This window comes from Candidatus Limnocylindrus sp. (assembly GCF_040397235.1).
GTDB lineage: Bacteria > Chloroflexota > Limnocylindria > Limnocylindrales > Limnocylindraceae > Limnocylindrus.
Genome location: NZ_JBBAWH010000001.1, coordinates 153844 through 169428 on the forward strand (window position 1 = coordinate 153844; position 15585 = coordinate 169428).

Below are 15585 nucleotides of genomic sequence, written 5' to 3' on the forward strand. Positions count from 1 at the left end.
ACCTAAGGCGTTGGTGGGCTCGGGGAAATCGAAGGGTCTGGCGTAGGCGAAGGACTTGCTGTCGCCGAGAGGCAGGAGAGGGTCGGGGCGATCGTGCCGCCCCACGTGGCGCCATTCGGTTGCCAGAAGGGCGCGTAGAAGTACGTTGTCTTCCCGCCTCGCACGCCGCCAACGATCCCGGCGCCTAGCCGCGCACGTTCAATCCACTCGAGGTTGGCAGCCTGCCACTTCGGCCACTGTGCTTCGAGCGAGCTCAGATCGAGGTAGTTCGCTTCGATGCGCGTTCCCACGCAGCCATCAGCCCAGAGCAGCCCGGTGGCGCTATCAATGGCAAGGAGGCGCGTCGTGCTGCACGACGTCGTTGGGGCCGTCCCCGGCAAGAAGTATTCGCTCGTGGTGAGCGTGGTGCAGGCACCAGGAAGCTCTCCTGTGTGCGCATCGATCGTGACCTCCTCGAGGCCAGTCGGCTTAGCAAATTTTGCGACCGGAAGTTTTGATGAAATCTCGGTGAAGTAGGACTGCCAGAGCCCGCCCGCGGAGTCGAGGGAGTAGACCGTGGCGGGGGTCGAGTCTGAGTTGCCCATCCAGACACCGGTGACGAGATGCTGCGCGGTTGGATCGCTCGGTGCGGCGAGATAGCCGAACGCGGCGAGGTCCTTGGTCCCTTCGGTGGTTCCTGTCTTTAACGCCGCTGGGCGACGCTTCCCGCTGCTAGCAATGATCTTCCGCTTTGACCATGGGCGATTGACTGCAGGGTCTGTGTTCCCCGCGATGATGTCGGTCATCAGCTCGGCGGTCTCCTTGGCAAACGCTTGCTTGGCGCTCTCAACAGGGGCGGGAGCCTCCCAGATGACTGCGCCGTCACGATCCTCAATACGCAGGATATAGCGGCGGCCGACCGCTGTTCCCTCGTTGGCGAGGGCGCCGTAGGCGGAGAGCAGGTCGACGTAGCGCACCTCGAGGGTGCCGATCGCGAGTGAGGCACCAGCAACGTTCTCGCTGTTGTTCTGGAAGTCGAAACCGCTATCGCGCATCTGGCGCCAGACGCGATCTTGCCCCGCACGAATGATCGCCTTAATCGCGGGGACGTTCAGCGATCCCTGCAAGGCTTGGCGCATGCGTACTGGACCATGCTCACTCCCCTCGGAGCTTGCCGGTGTCCAGCCCACACCGAAGTCGACGGGGACATCCATCAGGATCGTTGCTGGTGTGACCGCGCGGTTTTCAAGTGCGTAGCCATAGACGATCGGCTTGATCGAACTACCAGGCTGGCGGTACCCGCTCAGCACGTCGTATTCAGGCTGGAAGACGGTGCCGTCGGCTTCGCCGTAATAGTCCGCCGACCCGGCATAGGCGAGAATGTCGCCTGTGCGCGCATCAAGCGTTGCGACGGCGGCATTGTTGATTTCGAGCCCGTGGATCGTCTTCAGCCAGTCTGTTGTCTTTACGCCGATGCTCTTCAAATACGCCTGGTACTCCTTGATCTGCGTTGAGCGAACGGCGAGGGCCCACTTCTCTGCGGCCTGCTGCATCCCCCAATCGAGCGAGGTGACAACCTTGTAGCCACTGGTGTCGAGCTGCTGCTGGCAGCCTTCGGTGCTGGTGCAGAGGATGCTTGAGAGGGCGTCACGCACGCGATTCACAAAGTGCGGGGCGCTCATCTTGCTGAGCGGGGAGGTGATCAGGATGATCTCTTCGGTGCGCGCAGCCTCGATCTCCGCATCGGTGATGGTGGCGGTCTCCTGCGGGATACCGCTCGCTCGGGCGGACTTGAGTAGATCCAAAACGACGCTGCGACGGTTCGCCACAGCAGAATCAAGTGGTACGCGGATCACGCCGTCTTCGCCGACGACTGCGTTTTCACGAAGGTCGTAGGTGCTCGGCGCCTGGGGGATAGCGGCAAGGATGGCCGCCTCGCCTAGGGTGAGCTGGTCGAGTGTCTTGCCGAAGTACTGCTGCGACGCGGTGAGAATGCCGTACGAGCGCGAGCCGTAGTAGTTGTTGTTGAGGTACTTGGCAATGACCTTCTCCTTGCCAACTCGCCCTGGGAACTCTTTGGTCAGTCGGATCGCCTGGATGATCTCTTTCACCTTGCGCTCGTAGACGCTCCCTGCGAAGGCAGAGTCTGGGAGCAACACGCTACGGACGAGCTGCTGGGTGATGGTCGAGCCACCACGGCCAGAGCCGCCCAAGGTGTCGAGCGCGGCGGCCACGAAGCCGAGCGGATCAAAGCCAGAGTTCTCCCAGTAGGTCTTATCCTCGATGGCGGTGGTGGTGTCCAGGACAATGCTGGGGATGTCGGAAAACTCCATCTCGGTGCGGCGGTCTGAGCCAAATGCAGCGAGCTGGACCGTGCCGGTGCGGTCGTACACGGTGGTGTTCTGGTCGAGCACGATGGTGTCGAGGTCCTTCGGGTCGGGGAGATCGTCAACCACGACGCTGTAGATGGCGATGGTGCCGCCATAGGCGATCGCGGCGATCAGCAGGCAGGCGCCCAGCAGGGCGACTGGCAGGAGGGCGAAGAGCCCCCCAAGAAGGCGTTTTCGGGGGCGGCCGCTCCGCTGGGTTGAGTTTCCCGAGGCCATGTCCATCGCTGTGAAGGTAGCATAGGGCGCATGACGAACCCTCTGGCCTCTGAGCTCCTCCGCGACTTCACCGAGCGAGGTCTGGTTCATGACGTGACCGCAGGCCTCGATCAACGCCTCGTGGCTGACCCGGCGATCAGCGCCTATATCGGCTTCGATCCGAGCGCCGACTCACTCCATGTTGGGCACCTGATGGGTGTCCTTGCGCTGCGACGACTCCAACTGCACGGTGGGCGCCCCGTTGCACTGGTTGGCGGAGGGACCGGCATGATCGGCGACCCCTCGGGTCGATCGGCCGAACGCAATCTTCTGGATCGAGCGACGCTGGATCACAATCGCGCAGCGATTGGTGCGCAGCTCGCTAATCTCGTCGACTTCTCGGGGAAGGGTGGCGCCCTCCTGCTTGATAACTTGAGCTGGCTCGGCGACCTTGGGCTGATCGATTTCCTTCGCGACACAGGGAAGCACCTCACCGTCGGCTACATGCTCGCCAAGGAGAGCGTAAAGGCGCGGCTTGAGGGCGGTCTCTCGTTCACGGAGTTCAGCTACATGTTGCTGCAGAGCTACGACTTTATGATGTTGCGGAAGCTGCACGGTGTGGAGCTCCAGATGGGTGGCTCTGACCAGTGGGGGAACATCACCGCCGGCACGGAGCTAATTCGTCGCACCGAGGGCGAGCGCGCCGATGGTGCGCCGCAAGCCTTCGGGCTCTGCTACCCGCTCCTGCTCGCCAAGAGCGGCGCGAAGTTCGGCAAGACGGCAGAGGGTGCCGTCTGGCTCGATCCGGCCCGGACAAGTCCGTTCGCCTTCCGCCAGTTCTGGATGGAGCAGGACGACGAGTCGATCGCATCGCTCTTGCATCGCTTCACCCTCGACAGCGTTGCCGAGACCACAGCGCTGATGGCACGACACGCCGAGAACCCTGCCGCCCGTCGAGCGCAGCGCCACCTCGCCCGAACTGTGACCAGCATGGTGCACGGGGCCGATGTGGAGGCTCGCGCCGCAACCGTTGCCGATGCGTTGTTTGGCGACGGCGAGGGTGGCACCCCAGACCTTCGAGCGCTGACGCCTGAGGCCCTGGCGATGCTGGCGGATGAGCTGCCGACAAGCGGCCTACCAGTTGCCGCCGACGCCACGCTGGTTGACCTCGTCATCGCGGCCGGACTTGGCACCTCAAAGAGTGAGGCGCGTCGACTGATTGAGCAGGGGGGCGTGAGCGTCAACGGCGCACCCGCGCCCGATGGAGCCGCCGCCGCCTCCTCATTTGCACCGCTGGCCGACGGCTCGCTCCTGCTGCGCAAGGGGCGCCGCGACTACCGTCTACTCCGCCGCGCCTAGCGCCCGACCCCTAGGGGGACTGCGCTCGCCTCGCCTATACTCCCCGCATGTCAGGACATTCAAAATGGTCAACGATCAAGCGCGCCAAGGGGGCGACTGACGCGAAGCGTGCCGCCCAATTCACGAAGGTTTCGCGCGAGATCACCATCGCCGCCCGCATTAGCGGCCCCGATCCAGCCGCGAACCCGCGCCTGCGTTTGGCGATCGACAAGGGGCGTGGCCTCAACATGCCGAACGACAACATCAAGCGTGCCATTGAGCGTGCCGCCGGCCTCGGACAGAGCGACGCCTATGAAGAGATTGTCTACGAGGGGTATGGCCCGGGGGGCGTTGCCGTGCTCGTCGAGGCGGCAACCGACAACCGCAACCGCACGGCATCTGAGGTGCGCAGCCTCTTCACCAAGTCTGGCGGCGCTCTGGCCAGCAGCGGCGCCGTCGCCTGGCAGTTCGAGGCACGCGGTGTCATTGAATGCATCGGCTCGTTTGAGGCGGTAGGGGAGGCAGCGATTGAGGCTGGGGCGGCCGATGTCGAGGCCGACGAGGGCTCTATCTTTGTCTACTCCGACCCGCATGAGATTCACTCGGTTCAGGGTGCCCTTGAGGCCGCCGGCATCAAGGTGAAGAGTGCTGAGTCGGGCATCATCGCGAAGTCTACGGTCGAAGTCTCTGCGGATGATGCCCGTAAGAACTTCAAGCTGATTGATGCCCTTGAAGAGCTTGATGATGTGCAGCGGGTCACGGCGAACTTTGAGGTGCCACCCGAGGTCTTCGCCGAGATCGCTGGATGAGCATGCGTGTCCTGGGACTTGACCCGGGAACGGCAACCTTCGGCTGGGGCGTTGTAGATGCGGGTGGCGCCCGTCCGACACATGTCGCCCACGGCGCACTCCGCACTGCAGCAACGCTGACACTCGGTGCTCGACTGAGCATCTTGAGAGATGGCGTCACCGCACTGATTGAGGAGCACCGACCAGATCGCATTGCCATTGAGCGCATCTTCTCGCAATCCAACGTGCAGACAGCTATCGCGATCGGCGCCGTGCGCGGCGTGGCCTTGCTCATCGCCGCGGACCACAACATTGAGGTGGTTGAGGCCACACCGTCGGAGATGAAGCGTGCAATCGCTGGTGAAGGTCGCGCGACCAAGGCGGCGGTGACGAAGGCGATTACGAAACTTCTTTCGTTGCAGACTGCGCCGACCCCAGATGACGCGGCTGACGCACTCGCCTTGGCACTCTGGGGCGCTGGTGCGCGCAAGATGGAACATCGCTCCGGCTCTTCGCGCCTAGATCGCTCTGCGGCTGCGGCAGTCGCCGCCGAGAGTGGATTTGATCGAGCGGTGCGCGCCGCCCTGCGCGCTGGGAGGTCGTAGCCATGTACGCCCACATCCACGGCTCCGTGCTCTGGGTCGAGGACGACGCCGTGGTGATCAGCGCAAACGGCCTCGGACTACGCATCCGCACGCTGCCAGCCGTCCTAAGCACCGCAACCGAGGGTGCTGTCCTTGAGCTCTATCTGCACCACATCGTGCGCGAGGACAGCGAAGCACTCGTAGGCTTTCCCACACGTGACCAGGCGCGGCTATTCGCCACCCTGCTTGATGTGACCGGTGTGGGTCCAAAGGTTGCGATTGCGCTCCTCGCCACGCACGGACCAGATCTCCTCCGTCGTGCGCTGGTTGATGGTGACGAAGCGCTCGTCGCTAAGGCCCCTGGGGTAGGGAAGCGACTCGCCGCGCGCATCATTGTCGAACTCGGTGACCGCATGAGCAGAGAGGCTTCAGCGGAGACTGAGGTTGGCGCAAAGGGCGATGCGGATCGCGACCTGCAAGGCGCCCTCCGAAGTCTTGGCTTCCCAGCTCGGGAGGCGAAAGAGATGGCAGGTGCCGTCTCTGCCAACGCTGCACTCACCACTGCGCCGCTCGCAGATCGACTCCGCGCAGCCCTCAAGGAGCGAGCATGAGCGACGAGTCGCGCACCGACGCCGCGGAGCTGAGCGCCGAAGCCACGCTGCGTCCCGCATCGCTCGGGGAGTACATCGGCCAAGTGGAGGCGAAGCGCTCGCTCACCACGCTGCTACAGGCGGCACGCGAACGCGGAGAGGCTGCCGACCACCTCCTGCTGCACGGGCCCCCAGGGCTCGGGAAGACCACCCTGGCAGCGATCGTCGCCAAGGAGCTCGGGGTCGAGATCCGCTTCACCTCAGGGCCGGCCATTGAGCATGGCGGACAGATGGCGGCGATCCTCACCGACCTGACGCCACGACAGGTGCTCTTCATTGATGAGATCCACCGCCTCGGCCGAGCGGTCGAAGAGGTGCTCTATCCCGCAATGGAAGATCGCTCTATTGACATCGTCATTGGCAACCGTGGCTCGGCGCAGTCGCTGCGACTCGACATTGCACCGTTCACCCTCATCGGCGCCACCACTCGTGTCGGCATGCTCTCTTCGCCGCTGCGCGATCGCTTCGGTGCCGTGCAGCGCCTCGACTTCTACGACGATGCCGATCTTGCTGCAATCGTCCGCCGCTCCGCCGGCATCCTCGGGATCGAGATCGCCGGTGATGCCGCCGCGCTGATTGCGGCGCGCAGTCGCGGCACGCCACGCGTCGCGAATCGCCTCTTGCGCCGCGTTCGCGATGAGGTGCAGGTCGCCGGCTCCTCCAACATCACCGTTGAGGCGGCGGCGCAGGCACTGCAGGGGCTGCAGATTGATGAGGCGGGCCTCGATGCAACCGATCGTAAGCTCCTCACCGTCATGATCGAGAAGTTCAATGGGGGACCAGTCGGCGTGGCTGCGATGGCGGCACTGCTCGGTGAATCCACCGACGCGCTCGAAGATGTCTTTGAGCCGTACCTGCTGCGAATCGGGTTCATTGACCGCACGCCACAGGGTCGCGTCGTGACCGAAGCGGCCCGCGCCCATCTCGGCAAGGATTCGGCCTCACTCTGGGGGAAACGCTGAACCGATCAGAGCAATTCGCTGCGCTCTCTGATCCAACCACGCTGCCTGCGCGCGCCGGTGGTGCGGCACAGTTCACGATTACCGCGCACGACAAGTCATCGCGCGCTCGAGCGGGCGAGCTGCGTTTAGGTCACGGTGTCGTGCAGACGCCAGACTTCATGCCCGTCGGCACGAACGCCACGGTGAAGTCACTCGATCCAGAAGAGCTGAAGGCGCTCGGTGCCCAGATCATCCTCGCCAACACCTATCACCTCTACCTGCGCCCAGGCCATGAACGGGTGCAGCGTTTCGGTGGCCTTCACGAGTTCATGCAGTGGGATCAACCGATCCTGACCGACTCTGGTGGATTTCAGGTGGTCTCTCTTGGTCCACTGATGCGCATCAACGAAGAGGGTGCGCGCTTTAGCAGTCATCTCGACGGCTCCATGCACCTCTTTACGCCTGAGCGATCTATTGAGGTGCAGCAGGCGCTTGCCCCCGATATCGCCGTTGCATTTGATCAGCCGGTGATGCCGGAGGGGAGCACCGACCGTGAGGTTCGACGAGCGATGGATCGCACGCATCGTTGGGCGGTTCGCTCGTTGCGAGCGCACAACCGCCCGGATCAGGCGCTATTCGGCATTGCGCAGGGTGGAATCAACCCAGAGCTGCGCGCCGAATCTGCCACCTACATCCGCTCACTCCCGTTCGATGGGATCAACCTTGGCGGCCTGGCGGGGGACGAGACGCCAGAGCAGCGCAACACCGCGATCGACGCCACCGTTACCGCGCTTGAGGGGGATCTTCGCGTTCGCTACCTGATGGGTCTCGGATCACCAGTAGATCTCCTTGAGGCCGTTCTTCGCGGCGTTGACCTCTTCGACTCCGTTTTGCCCGCCCGGGTTGCCCGCAATGGGCAGGCCTGGGTCACTGGGGGGCGCCTCAATCTGCGCAACGCGCGGCACCTTGATGAGCAGGAGCCCGTCGATGCCCAGTGTGACTGCAGCACCTGCAGGCGCTTTAGCCGTGCCTACCTGGCGCACCTCTTCCGAGCCGAGGAGCTGTTGGCATACCGCCTTCTCACGATCCACAACCTGCGCCATATGAGCGCCTTCATGGGGGAGGTTCGGAGAGCCATCGCGTCGGGTACACTCGCCGCTGAACTGCCGCGCCTTCGGGCTGCGGCTGGGGGGCCAGGGACCCCCCGACTTGGAGCCGGCGACGAGCCGGGCGCCGTGCCAGAGCGCGGTGCGATGCAGCCGCGGTACGCCGCGGCAGGCAGACTGCGAGGAGCTCAGCAGAAGAGGGCTGTAGCGTCGGAAGATAAGGAGTAACCCATGGCAGAGAAGAGCGAATCCAAGAAGAGCGCAGCCGTCGAGCCAAAGGAGGAGGGGAAGCCCTCCACTGAGCGCAGTCGCGCAGTTGAAGCGGCGATCCTCACCATTGAGAAGCAGTTCGGTCGCGGTGCGATCATGAAGCTCGGCTCACGCGAGCGACTCGCGATTGATTCCATCCCAACCGGAGCGATCTCACTCGATATCGCCCTCGGTGTTGGTGGCCTACCGAAGGGTCGCATCAGCGAAATCTTCGGGCCAGAATCGTCGGGTAAGACCACGATCGCCCAGCACATCATTGCCGAGGCACAGCGCCGCGGTGGCGTGGCCGCATTCATTGACGTCGAGCATGCGCTCGATTCAGCGTATGCCGCACAGACTGGTGTGAACGTGAACGAGCTGCTTGTCAGCCAGCCAGATACCGGCGAGCAGGCACTCGAGATCGCCGAAACCCTGATCCGTTCAGGCGGCGTTGACATCGTTGTCATCGACTCAGTTGCGGCACTCGTGCCACGCGCTGAGATCGAGGGGGAGATGGGTGACTCGTTTGTCGGTATTCAGGCACGCCTCATGAGCCAGGCACTTCGCAAGCTGACCGGTGCAGTAGCCCGTTCCAACACGGTGCTGCTCTTTACGAACCAGCTGCGCGAGAAGATCGGCGTTATGTACGGCAGCCCAGAGACGACCCCGGGCGGTCGTGCGCTGAAGTTCTACGCGTCGGTTCGACTCGACATTCGACGAATTGAGACGATCAAGAACGCTACTGAGGCGATCGGCTCGCGCGTACGCGTCAAGGTCGTAAAGAACAAGGTTGCCGCGCCTTTCCGCATTGCGGAGTTCGACATCATGTACGGCGAAGGAATCAGCATGGCGGGCGGCCTGCTCGACGTTGGTGTTGCAGCCGATGTGATCTCCAAGACCGGCGCCTGGTTCAACTATGGCGACGTGCGCCTCGGCCAGGGTCGAGAGCAGTCGAAAGAGTTCCTCAAGGCGAACCCTGAAGTTGCCGCAGAGATCGACGCGAAGCTTCGCTCAGTCTCCACGACGCTTGAGATTCCCGCCGCCGTCGCTCCCGAAGCGGAGTAACGGTGCGTCGTGGCGCGTCGCCGCGACCCTGAAGCGCAGAAAACCCGCCGAGCAGCGGCAGAGGCCTCCGATGTATTGGAGGCGGCTGCACGCTCGCTCAGCGGCGCACCGCGCTCGCGGAAGAGTCTTGAAGAGCGCCTGATCACCGCCGGGTACCCGGAAGAACATGTGCGCACCGCAGTTGCGCGCCTCGTTGAGATCGGCCTGATTGATGACGAGCGACTCGGCCAGGCGCTGCTCGATTCGCGTGACCGATCGCGACAGCGTGGCGATCGTGCGCTTCTGCAGGAGCTGAAACGACGTGGCATCGACGAGGAGCTCGCGCAGCGACTGCTGGCACAGCGCGCAGCGGGGGAGGCGCAGAGTACTGAACAGGTCTGGGGCGCCACGCTGCGGGTTACCGATGAGCACGCAGAGGGGGCCGAAGAGCGCGCCGCACGCGCCGCTCTGGCCAAGTTGCGCCTGCGTGGCGGTGATGCCCGCTCCGAGGTGCAGCGACTGGCTCAGGGGCTCGCCCGACGGGGTTTCCCGGGCGCCCTCTCCTGGCGCCTCGCCCGGGAACGCGTGGAGTCGGAGACTCGAACCGCGCTGTCGGAGGGGGGCACCGAAGAGGAGTAGCCTCGCCACGCTCAGCGCCACGGGCGTTTGACCGATCTGGCGGGTAGGCGTAGCCTCTCCTCTCCAGCCTTTGGCTGGGCATTTGACCTATTTACCGCGAGCCAGGCCGCGGGGCCAGCCTGGCAGGAGAGCGTCATGACTGATCTAAACGGGATCGCCCCCGTGTTGTTTGCTCTATTCGGCGTAGGGATCGGGCTCGCGCTGCGTAGCGTGATTGCCGCCGCCGCCATCCGTGCCGCAAACCGACGAGCCGCCGCCATCCTCGAAGAGGCGCGCCAGCAGCAGAGCTCCCTGGTGATTGGCGCAAAGGGAGAGATCTCACGCCTGCGAGCCGAGGCCGAACTCGCCCAACAGGCCGACCGTGAGGCGGCGACAGCAGAGGGTGAGCGCCTTCGCCTTCGCGAAGTCACCCTTGGTGAGCGAGAGAGCTTCTTTGCCGGTCGAGAGGTCGCCATCGCTGAGCGCGAGCGCACCCTCGTTGATGAGTCTGTTGCCCTTGATGTGGCTCGCGCAAACGTCAATACGCGCCTTGCAGAGGTCGCCGGGCTCGACCCCGAGGCCGCTCGGACCGAGGTCCTCTCGCGCTTCACCGAAGAGGCTGAGCGCGAGACGAAGCGACTGCAGGCAACCCTGGAGCGACGCGCCCAAGAGGATGCGGCCGACCGGGCACGCGACATGATCCTGACGGCGATGCAGCGCGTTGCAGCGGACCACAGTGCTGAGCACTCCGTGACCCACGTAAAGCTCGCGAGCGACGAGATGAAGGGCCGACTGATCGGTCGTGAGGGGCGCAACATCCGTGCCCTTGAGGCGGCCACCGGCGTTGAGCTACTCATCGATGAGACACCTCTGCAGGTCACGCTCTCATCGTTCGACCCAGTTCGTCGCCAAGTGGCGCGTGTCGCCCTTGAGCGCCTCATGCAGGACGGGCGCATTCATCCGATTCGCATCGAAGAGATTGTTGCGAAGGCGCAGGGTGAAGTTGATGCTGACTCGCTCAAGAACGGTGAGACTGCCGCACTCAAGGTTGGTGTCACTGGCATTCCAACAGAGCTGCTGCGCATCCTTGGTCGGCTGCAGTGGCGCACCTCGTTCGGTCAGAACGTCTTGCTGCACTCGATTGAGACCGCGCAAGTCGCAGGGGCCGTCGCAGGCGAGCTCGGCATGGACATTCGCGCCGCAAAGGTCGGCGGCCTGCTCCACGACATTGGCAAGGCGCTCGACCATGAGATTGAAGGAACGCATGCGGCGATCGGCGCCGACCTGGCGCGTCGCCACGGTATGCCAGAGGGGATCGTCAATGCGATCGCTGCACACCATCAGGAGGTGGAGTGCACCGCGCGTGAGGCCCCGATTGTGCAGGTGGCGGATGCAATCAGTGCCGCACGACCTGGCGCACGTGGCGACCAAGGCGAGGCTCATCTCCGTCGCCTCGAGGACCTTCAGCAGATCGCACTCGGGTTCGAGGGCGTTGAGAAGGTCTACGCGGTGCAGGCCGGCCGAGAGGTGCGCATCTTGGTTCGCCCTGATCAGGTCAGCGACGAAGAGGCGCGCACGATTGCCCGCGAGGTGGTCAAGCGCATCGAAGAGCAGCTTGCCTATCCGGGTCAGATTCGTGTCACGGTGATCCGAGAGACACGGGCGGTTGATTACGCCCGATAGCATGCCGACCCTACCGATCCTCGCGATCGGTGGTCCTACTGCGGTAGGGAAGAGCGCCGCCGCGCTTGCGCTGGTCGACGCTCTCGACGCTGCGGGGGTGAGTTCAATCTTGGTGTCGGCAGACTCACGCCAGGTGTTCCGTGGCTTCGACATCGGCACCGACAAGATCAGCGCCGAAATTCGTGCCGTTCGCCCGCATGCATGCATCGATATTGCTGAGGCGAGCGACGCATTCACCCTGTATGACTGGCTCGACGCAGCCCGCGCCGCCATCGCTGGCCACGCCCAGGCGAGTGGGGGAGCGGGGATCGCCATCGTGGTTGGCGGCACCGGCCTCTACCAGCGCGGCCTGCTGAAGGGCTTCCTCTCGGGTGGCGCTCGGCCAAGCAACCCCCTGATTCGCGAACAGCTTGAGTTGCAGTTCTCGAATGTTGGCCGCGAACCGCTCGACAAGGAACTCCGCGAACGGAATCCAGCGGCGGCAGACGCCGTTGCCACTGCGAGTGCTCGGCGCCTGATTCGAACGCTGGAGATCGTGCGCCTCGGCGGCGATCCGCTCGCCGAAGAGGAGAATCCGTGGGCTGCGCCAATGGCGTACGTGCAGATTGATGACACCGATTTTGAGCGACACCGCGCCGCCATCACAGCACGTGTTCGGGCGCAGTTTGATGGTGGCCTCGTGGAAGAGACTACACAGCTAGCAGCACGTCTTCCAGCTGAAACCCCAGCACTTTCTGGGATCGGCTATCGCGAGGCGCAGGCGTATATCGATCAAACAATGGATCGCGAGCGCGCCATCGGCACTGCTGCGACCCGGACGTGGGCGTATGCCCGCCGTCAGCGCACCTGGTACCGCGGTGAGGAGCTGATCGAGACGATCCCAACGGATGGGCGCCCAGCAGCAGAGATTGCGCAGAGCCTCCTACCGCACGCGCTGCGGATCGCGGTACGCTAGAGGGACAGTGACAAAGAAACTCGCACCGATTGACCTGACGCCTGCGCCAGAGCGTGCCTTTCTCATCGCAGTGGACACCGGTAGCGATGCTGGTTGGCCGGCCGAAGATAGCCTTCAGGAGTTAGCGAGCCTGGCTCGAACGGCAGGGGCTGAAGTAGTTGGCGCCGAATGGCAGCAGCGCCGACACCCCGACCCCGACACCTATGTCGGCGCTGGCAAGGCGAACGAGTTGCTCGCCGCCAAGGTTGAGACGGGCTTCACCGTGCTGATCGCCGATGACGAACTCTCACCCACGCAGCAGCGTGGCCTCGAGGAGGTGCTCGGCGTGAAGGTCATTGACCGCAGCCGACTGATCCTTGACATCTTTGCCTTGCACGCCAGAACGCGCGAGGGTCGCCTACAGGTGGAGCTGGCACAACTGGAGTATCAGCTGCCGCGACTGACAAAGCTGTGGACGCACCTTTCGCGGACGGGCGGCGGCATCGGCACCCGCGGCCCCGGTGAGTCTCAGCTCGAGACCGACCGCCGCCTGATTCGCGATCGCATCTCCGTGATGAAGGCGCGCGTCGACCAGGTGCGCCGCAGCCGCGAGACGGGTGCGAAGAGCCGCACCACACGCGGTGAGCCGACCGTTGCCATCGTTGGCTACACGAACGCTGGGAAGTCGACGCTCCTCAACAGCCTGGTCGGGAGCAGCGTGGTGCTCGCGGAAGATCGGCTCTTTGCCACCCTCGATCCCACCAGCCGTAGGGTCCGCTTGCCTGGTGGCCTCCATGCCATCGTTACGGACACCGTGGGGTTCATCCATAAACTGCCGCACCAGCTGGTCGACGCATTCCGCGCCACCCTCGAAGAGGTCGCCCGCGCCGACCTGCTCCTTGAGGTTGTTGACGCCTCAGACCACCACGCCCTGGAGCACCGCGCCACGGTGCAGGCCGTCCTCGACGAACTCGGCGCCGCTGAGAAGCCCCGCATCATTGCCGCTAACAAGATCGACGCGGCGCAGATGCACGCGCGTGACATTGACCCCGCGGCGCTTGGCGTTTCAGCGGCGACGGGGCTCGGCCTCGGTCCGCTCCGCAGCGCCCTCGAAGAGGCGCTACAGAGCCAAGGGACCCCTGTCGACCTCCGCCTCCCATACACGGCGGTGGGGGAGGTTGAGGCGATTCGCGCCCGGGGCGGCATCCAGGTGGCCTACGACGAAGATGCCCTCCATGTCACAGGTTTTGCCACCGCCGAGCTGGCCAGCGAACTGAAGCGGCTGAAGCGCAACTCGACGGCGAAGCTGCTCTAAGCCGGAACCCGAGCCCGCGCACACGTCAGCGGGGTAGTTACAGGAGGCGGCTCCGTGCCTGGGCCTCTCCTATCTTGGTTCCGATAATGATAGTTATGTGACGAAGCAGGCTGGGCGCCGAGCACGAAACCTCGCTATCCTCCACCCATGCGGATTGAGTTCATCGCCCAGGCCGGAGTTAAGATCCACACCGCGCACGGCTCGATCCTGTGCGACCCCTGGTTCAATCCTGCGTATTACGCCGGTTGGTTCCCATACCCCCGAAACGACAAGCTCGACCACGCCGCCCTCGGGGCCACCGATTACCTCTATATCAGCCACCTGCATCGGGATCACTTCGACCCTGAGTGGCTGAAGGCCTACTGCAACAAGGATGCTGTGGTCATCCTCCCCGCCTACCCGCTCCCAGAGCTCAAGGAGGCTCTACAGGGGCTTGGATTCCACCAGTTCATCGAGACTGCGTCGGGCGTCCCTGTGCAGCACGGCGGTCTCAGCATCGTCGTAGAGGCCCTGACGGCCCCGACAGACGGCCCCATTGGTGATTCCGCGCTGCTGATCGACGACGGCGTGGAGCGTCTCCTGAACCTCAACGACAGCCGCCCCACAGACCCCGATCGCCTCCTCGTGCAGGGAGCGATCGACATCTGCCTGCTGCAGTTCAGCGGTGCGATCTGGTACCCAATGGTCTACGACATGCCGGCGAAGGCGGCTGAGGCCCTCGCGAAGAAGAAACGCGCCGCGCAGTTCACCCGAGCCGCCCGCTACGTGGAGATCATCTCGCCCCGTGTGGTGATCCCCTCTGCGGGACCTCCCTGCTTCCTCGATGACGAGCTCTTCCGCTGGAACGACGTGCACGACGCTGAGGATTCGATCTTCCCCGACCAGCGCTTCATGGTTGAGCGCTTGCAGGCTGAGGGCCAAGCGGCTGCTCTTATGCTCCCAGGGAGCGTCGGCCAATTCAACGCTGATGGCGTCTTCGACGTGCAGCACCTGCAGGGCGATCTGTCTGTGCAAGATGTCTTTGCAGATAAAGAGGTGTATTTGCGCAGATACGCAGCCGACATGGCTCCTGTCATTGCAGCCGAGAAGGCATCGTGGGTTGGACCCCGGAGCGACCTGGTACCTGAGCTGGAGGCCTGGCTGGAGCCGCTCATGGCGCTCGGCCCGCGTGTCTGCGACGGCATCGGCACTGCGATCAAGATCCAGACGGACGACGAGGCGATCATCCTCGACTTCCCTGAGCGGTCGGTCGTTGCTGACGATGGCCGAGAGGTGGACTTCCGGTTCACGATCCCCCGCTACCTGCTGGACCACCTGGTGCGCACACGCACGGATGACTGGGTCAACAGCCTCTTCCTCTCGCTGCGCTTCTCAGCGTGGCGTAAAGGTGCCTATAACGACTACGTCTATACCTGGTTCAAGTGCCTCTCCACGGCAAGGATCCAGTACGCCGAAGGCTTCTATGCCGAGAATGGCCCAACCGAGGGGACGTTTGATCTGACCGGTTGGCAGATCCAGCGCCGCTGTCCGCATATGAAGGCCGACCTCACCCGCTTCGGAACCACGGATGGCGAGACGCTGACCTGCAGCATCCATGGGTGGCAGTGGGATCTGGCAACGGGGCGCTGTTTGACCTCCGATGGCCACCCCCTCTTCTCGCGACCCGAGAGCGAGCAGGCGAAGGTGCTCGCCGCCGCGGCTGCGACGCAACCGCCGCCAGGACCCGATGCCGCCGCCGGCTCACCAGACGGAGCCTAGCCCCCTCCCCTCC

At 64.1% G+C, this 15585-nt stretch carries 13 protein-coding genes; 12 read left to right on the top strand and 1 reads right to left on the bottom strand.

The features are described 5' to 3' along the window. Positions 1-2: 2 nt before the first annotated feature. Positions 3-2591, bottom strand: coding sequence for a transglycosylase domain-containing protein (locus tag AC3LB0_RS00820; protein WP_488649278.1), 2589 nt, complete (start codon positions 2589-2591; stop codon positions 3-5). A gap of 24 nt (positions 2592-2615) precedes the next feature. On the opposite strand from AC3LB0_RS00820, the gene tyrS reads away from it, so the two are divergent. The 12 genes from tyrS to AC3LB0_RS00880 all read left to right on the top strand — a co-directional run bounded on the left by tyrS (position 2616) and on the right by AC3LB0_RS00880 (position 15572). Then, positions 2616-3923 carry a tyrosine--tRNA ligase gene (gene tyrS, locus AC3LB0_RS00825; RefSeq protein ID WP_488649279.1) on the top strand — a complete coding sequence of 436 codons (1308 nt, stop codon included), beginning with the start codon at positions 2616-2618 and terminating at the stop codon, positions 3921-3923. A gap of 47 nt (positions 3924-3970) precedes the next feature. Continuing rightward, complete coding sequence (locus AC3LB0_RS00830) at positions 3971-4711, top strand: YebC/PmpR family DNA-binding transcriptional regulator (protein ID WP_488649280.1); 741 nt, start codon at positions 3971-3973, stop codon at positions 4709-4711. Beyond that, positions 4708-5295, top strand: coding sequence for a crossover junction endodeoxyribonuclease RuvC (gene ruvC / locus AC3LB0_RS00835; RefSeq protein WP_488649281.1), 588 nt, complete (start codon positions 4708-4710; stop codon positions 5293-5295). The genes AC3LB0_RS00830 and ruvC overlap by 4 nt, the downstream gene beginning before the upstream one ends. 2 nt (positions 5296-5297) lie before the next feature. Then, positions 5298-5885, top strand: a complete 588-nt coding sequence (ruvA, locus tag AC3LB0_RS00840) for a Holliday junction branch migration protein RuvA (RefSeq protein ID WP_488649282.1) — start codon at positions 5298-5300, stop codon at positions 5883-5885. Then, entirely contained in the window at positions 5882-6886 is a 1005-nt protein-coding gene (gene ruvB / locus AC3LB0_RS00845) for a Holliday junction branch migration DNA helicase RuvB (protein ID WP_488649283.1), read from the top strand. The genes ruvA and ruvB overlap by 4 nt, the downstream gene beginning before the upstream one ends. A gap of 77 nt (positions 6887-6963) precedes the next feature. Then, complete coding sequence (gene tgt, locus AC3LB0_RS00850) at positions 6964-8199, top strand: tRNA guanosine(34) transglycosylase Tgt (RefSeq protein ID WP_488649427.1); 1236 nt, start codon at positions 6964-6966, stop codon at positions 8197-8199. A 3-nt stretch (positions 8200-8202) separates the two neighbouring features. Then, positions 8203-9285, top strand: coding sequence for a recombinase RecA (gene recA, locus AC3LB0_RS00855; protein WP_488649284.1), 1083 nt, complete (start codon positions 8203-8205; stop codon positions 9283-9285). A 9-nt stretch (positions 9286-9294) separates the two neighbouring features. Then, a complete protein-coding gene (locus AC3LB0_RS00860) occupies positions 9295-9903 on the top strand; it encodes a regulatory protein RecX (RefSeq protein WP_488649285.1) in 609 nt (202 codons plus the stop codon). Between the two features lie 135 nt (positions 9904-10038). Then, entirely contained in the window at positions 10039-11565 is a 1527-nt protein-coding gene (gene rny / locus AC3LB0_RS00865) for a ribonuclease Y (RefSeq protein WP_488649286.1), read from the top strand. 1 nt (position 11566) lies between these two features. Continuing rightward, positions 11567-12520, top strand: a complete 954-nt coding sequence (miaA, locus tag AC3LB0_RS00870; protein ID WP_488649287.1) for a tRNA (adenosine(37)-N6)-dimethylallyltransferase MiaA — start codon at positions 11567-11569, stop codon at positions 12518-12520. A gap of 7 nt (positions 12521-12527) precedes the next feature. Further along, on the top strand, positions 12528-13814 hold the full coding sequence (gene hflX / locus AC3LB0_RS00875; protein WP_488649288.1) for a GTPase HflX: 1287 nt from the start codon (positions 12528-12530) through the stop codon (positions 13812-13814). 147 nt (positions 13815-13961) lie between these two features. Further along, complete coding sequence (locus tag AC3LB0_RS00880) at positions 13962-15572, top strand: Rieske 2Fe-2S domain-containing protein (RefSeq protein WP_488649289.1); 1611 nt, start codon at positions 13962-13964, stop codon at positions 15570-15572. Positions 15573-15585: the final 13 nt, after the last annotated feature.

What these genes read in the sequence shown, in the direction of transcription:
- AC3LB0_RS00820 (WP_488649278.1), bottom strand. Translation starts at nt 2,591, where the DNA reads ATGGACATGGCCTCGGGAAACTCAACCCAGCGGAGCGGCCGCCCCCGA.
- tyrS (WP_488649279.1), top strand. Translation starts at nt 2,616, where the DNA reads ATGACGAACCCTCTGGCCTCTGAGCTCCTCCGCGACTTCACCGAGCGA.
- AC3LB0_RS00830 (WP_488649280.1), top strand. Translation starts at nt 3,971, where the DNA reads ATGTCAGGACATTCAAAATGGTCAACGATCAAGCGCGCCAAGGGGGCG.
- ruvC (WP_488649281.1), top strand. Translation starts at nt 4,708, where the DNA reads ATGAGCATGCGTGTCCTGGGACTTGACCCGGGAACGGCAACCTTCGGC.
- ruvA (WP_488649282.1), top strand. Translation starts at nt 5,298, where the DNA reads ATGTACGCCCACATCCACGGCTCCGTGCTCTGGGTCGAGGACGACGCC.
- ruvB (WP_488649283.1), top strand. Translation starts at nt 5,882, where the DNA reads ATGAGCGACGAGTCGCGCACCGACGCCGCGGAGCTGAGCGCCGAAGCC.
- recA (WP_488649284.1), top strand. Translation starts at nt 8,203, where the DNA reads ATGGCAGAGAAGAGCGAATCCAAGAAGAGCGCAGCCGTCGAGCCAAAG.
- rny (WP_488649286.1), top strand. Translation starts at nt 10,039, where the DNA reads ATGACTGATCTAAACGGGATCGCCCCCGTGTTGTTTGCTCTATTCGGC.
- miaA (WP_488649287.1), top strand. Translation starts at nt 11,567, where the DNA reads ATGCCGACCCTACCGATCCTCGCGATCGGTGGTCCTACTGCGGTAGGG.
- AC3LB0_RS00880 (WP_488649289.1), top strand. Translation starts at nt 13,962, where the DNA reads ATGCGGATTGAGTTCATCGCCCAGGCCGGAGTTAAGATCCACACCGCG.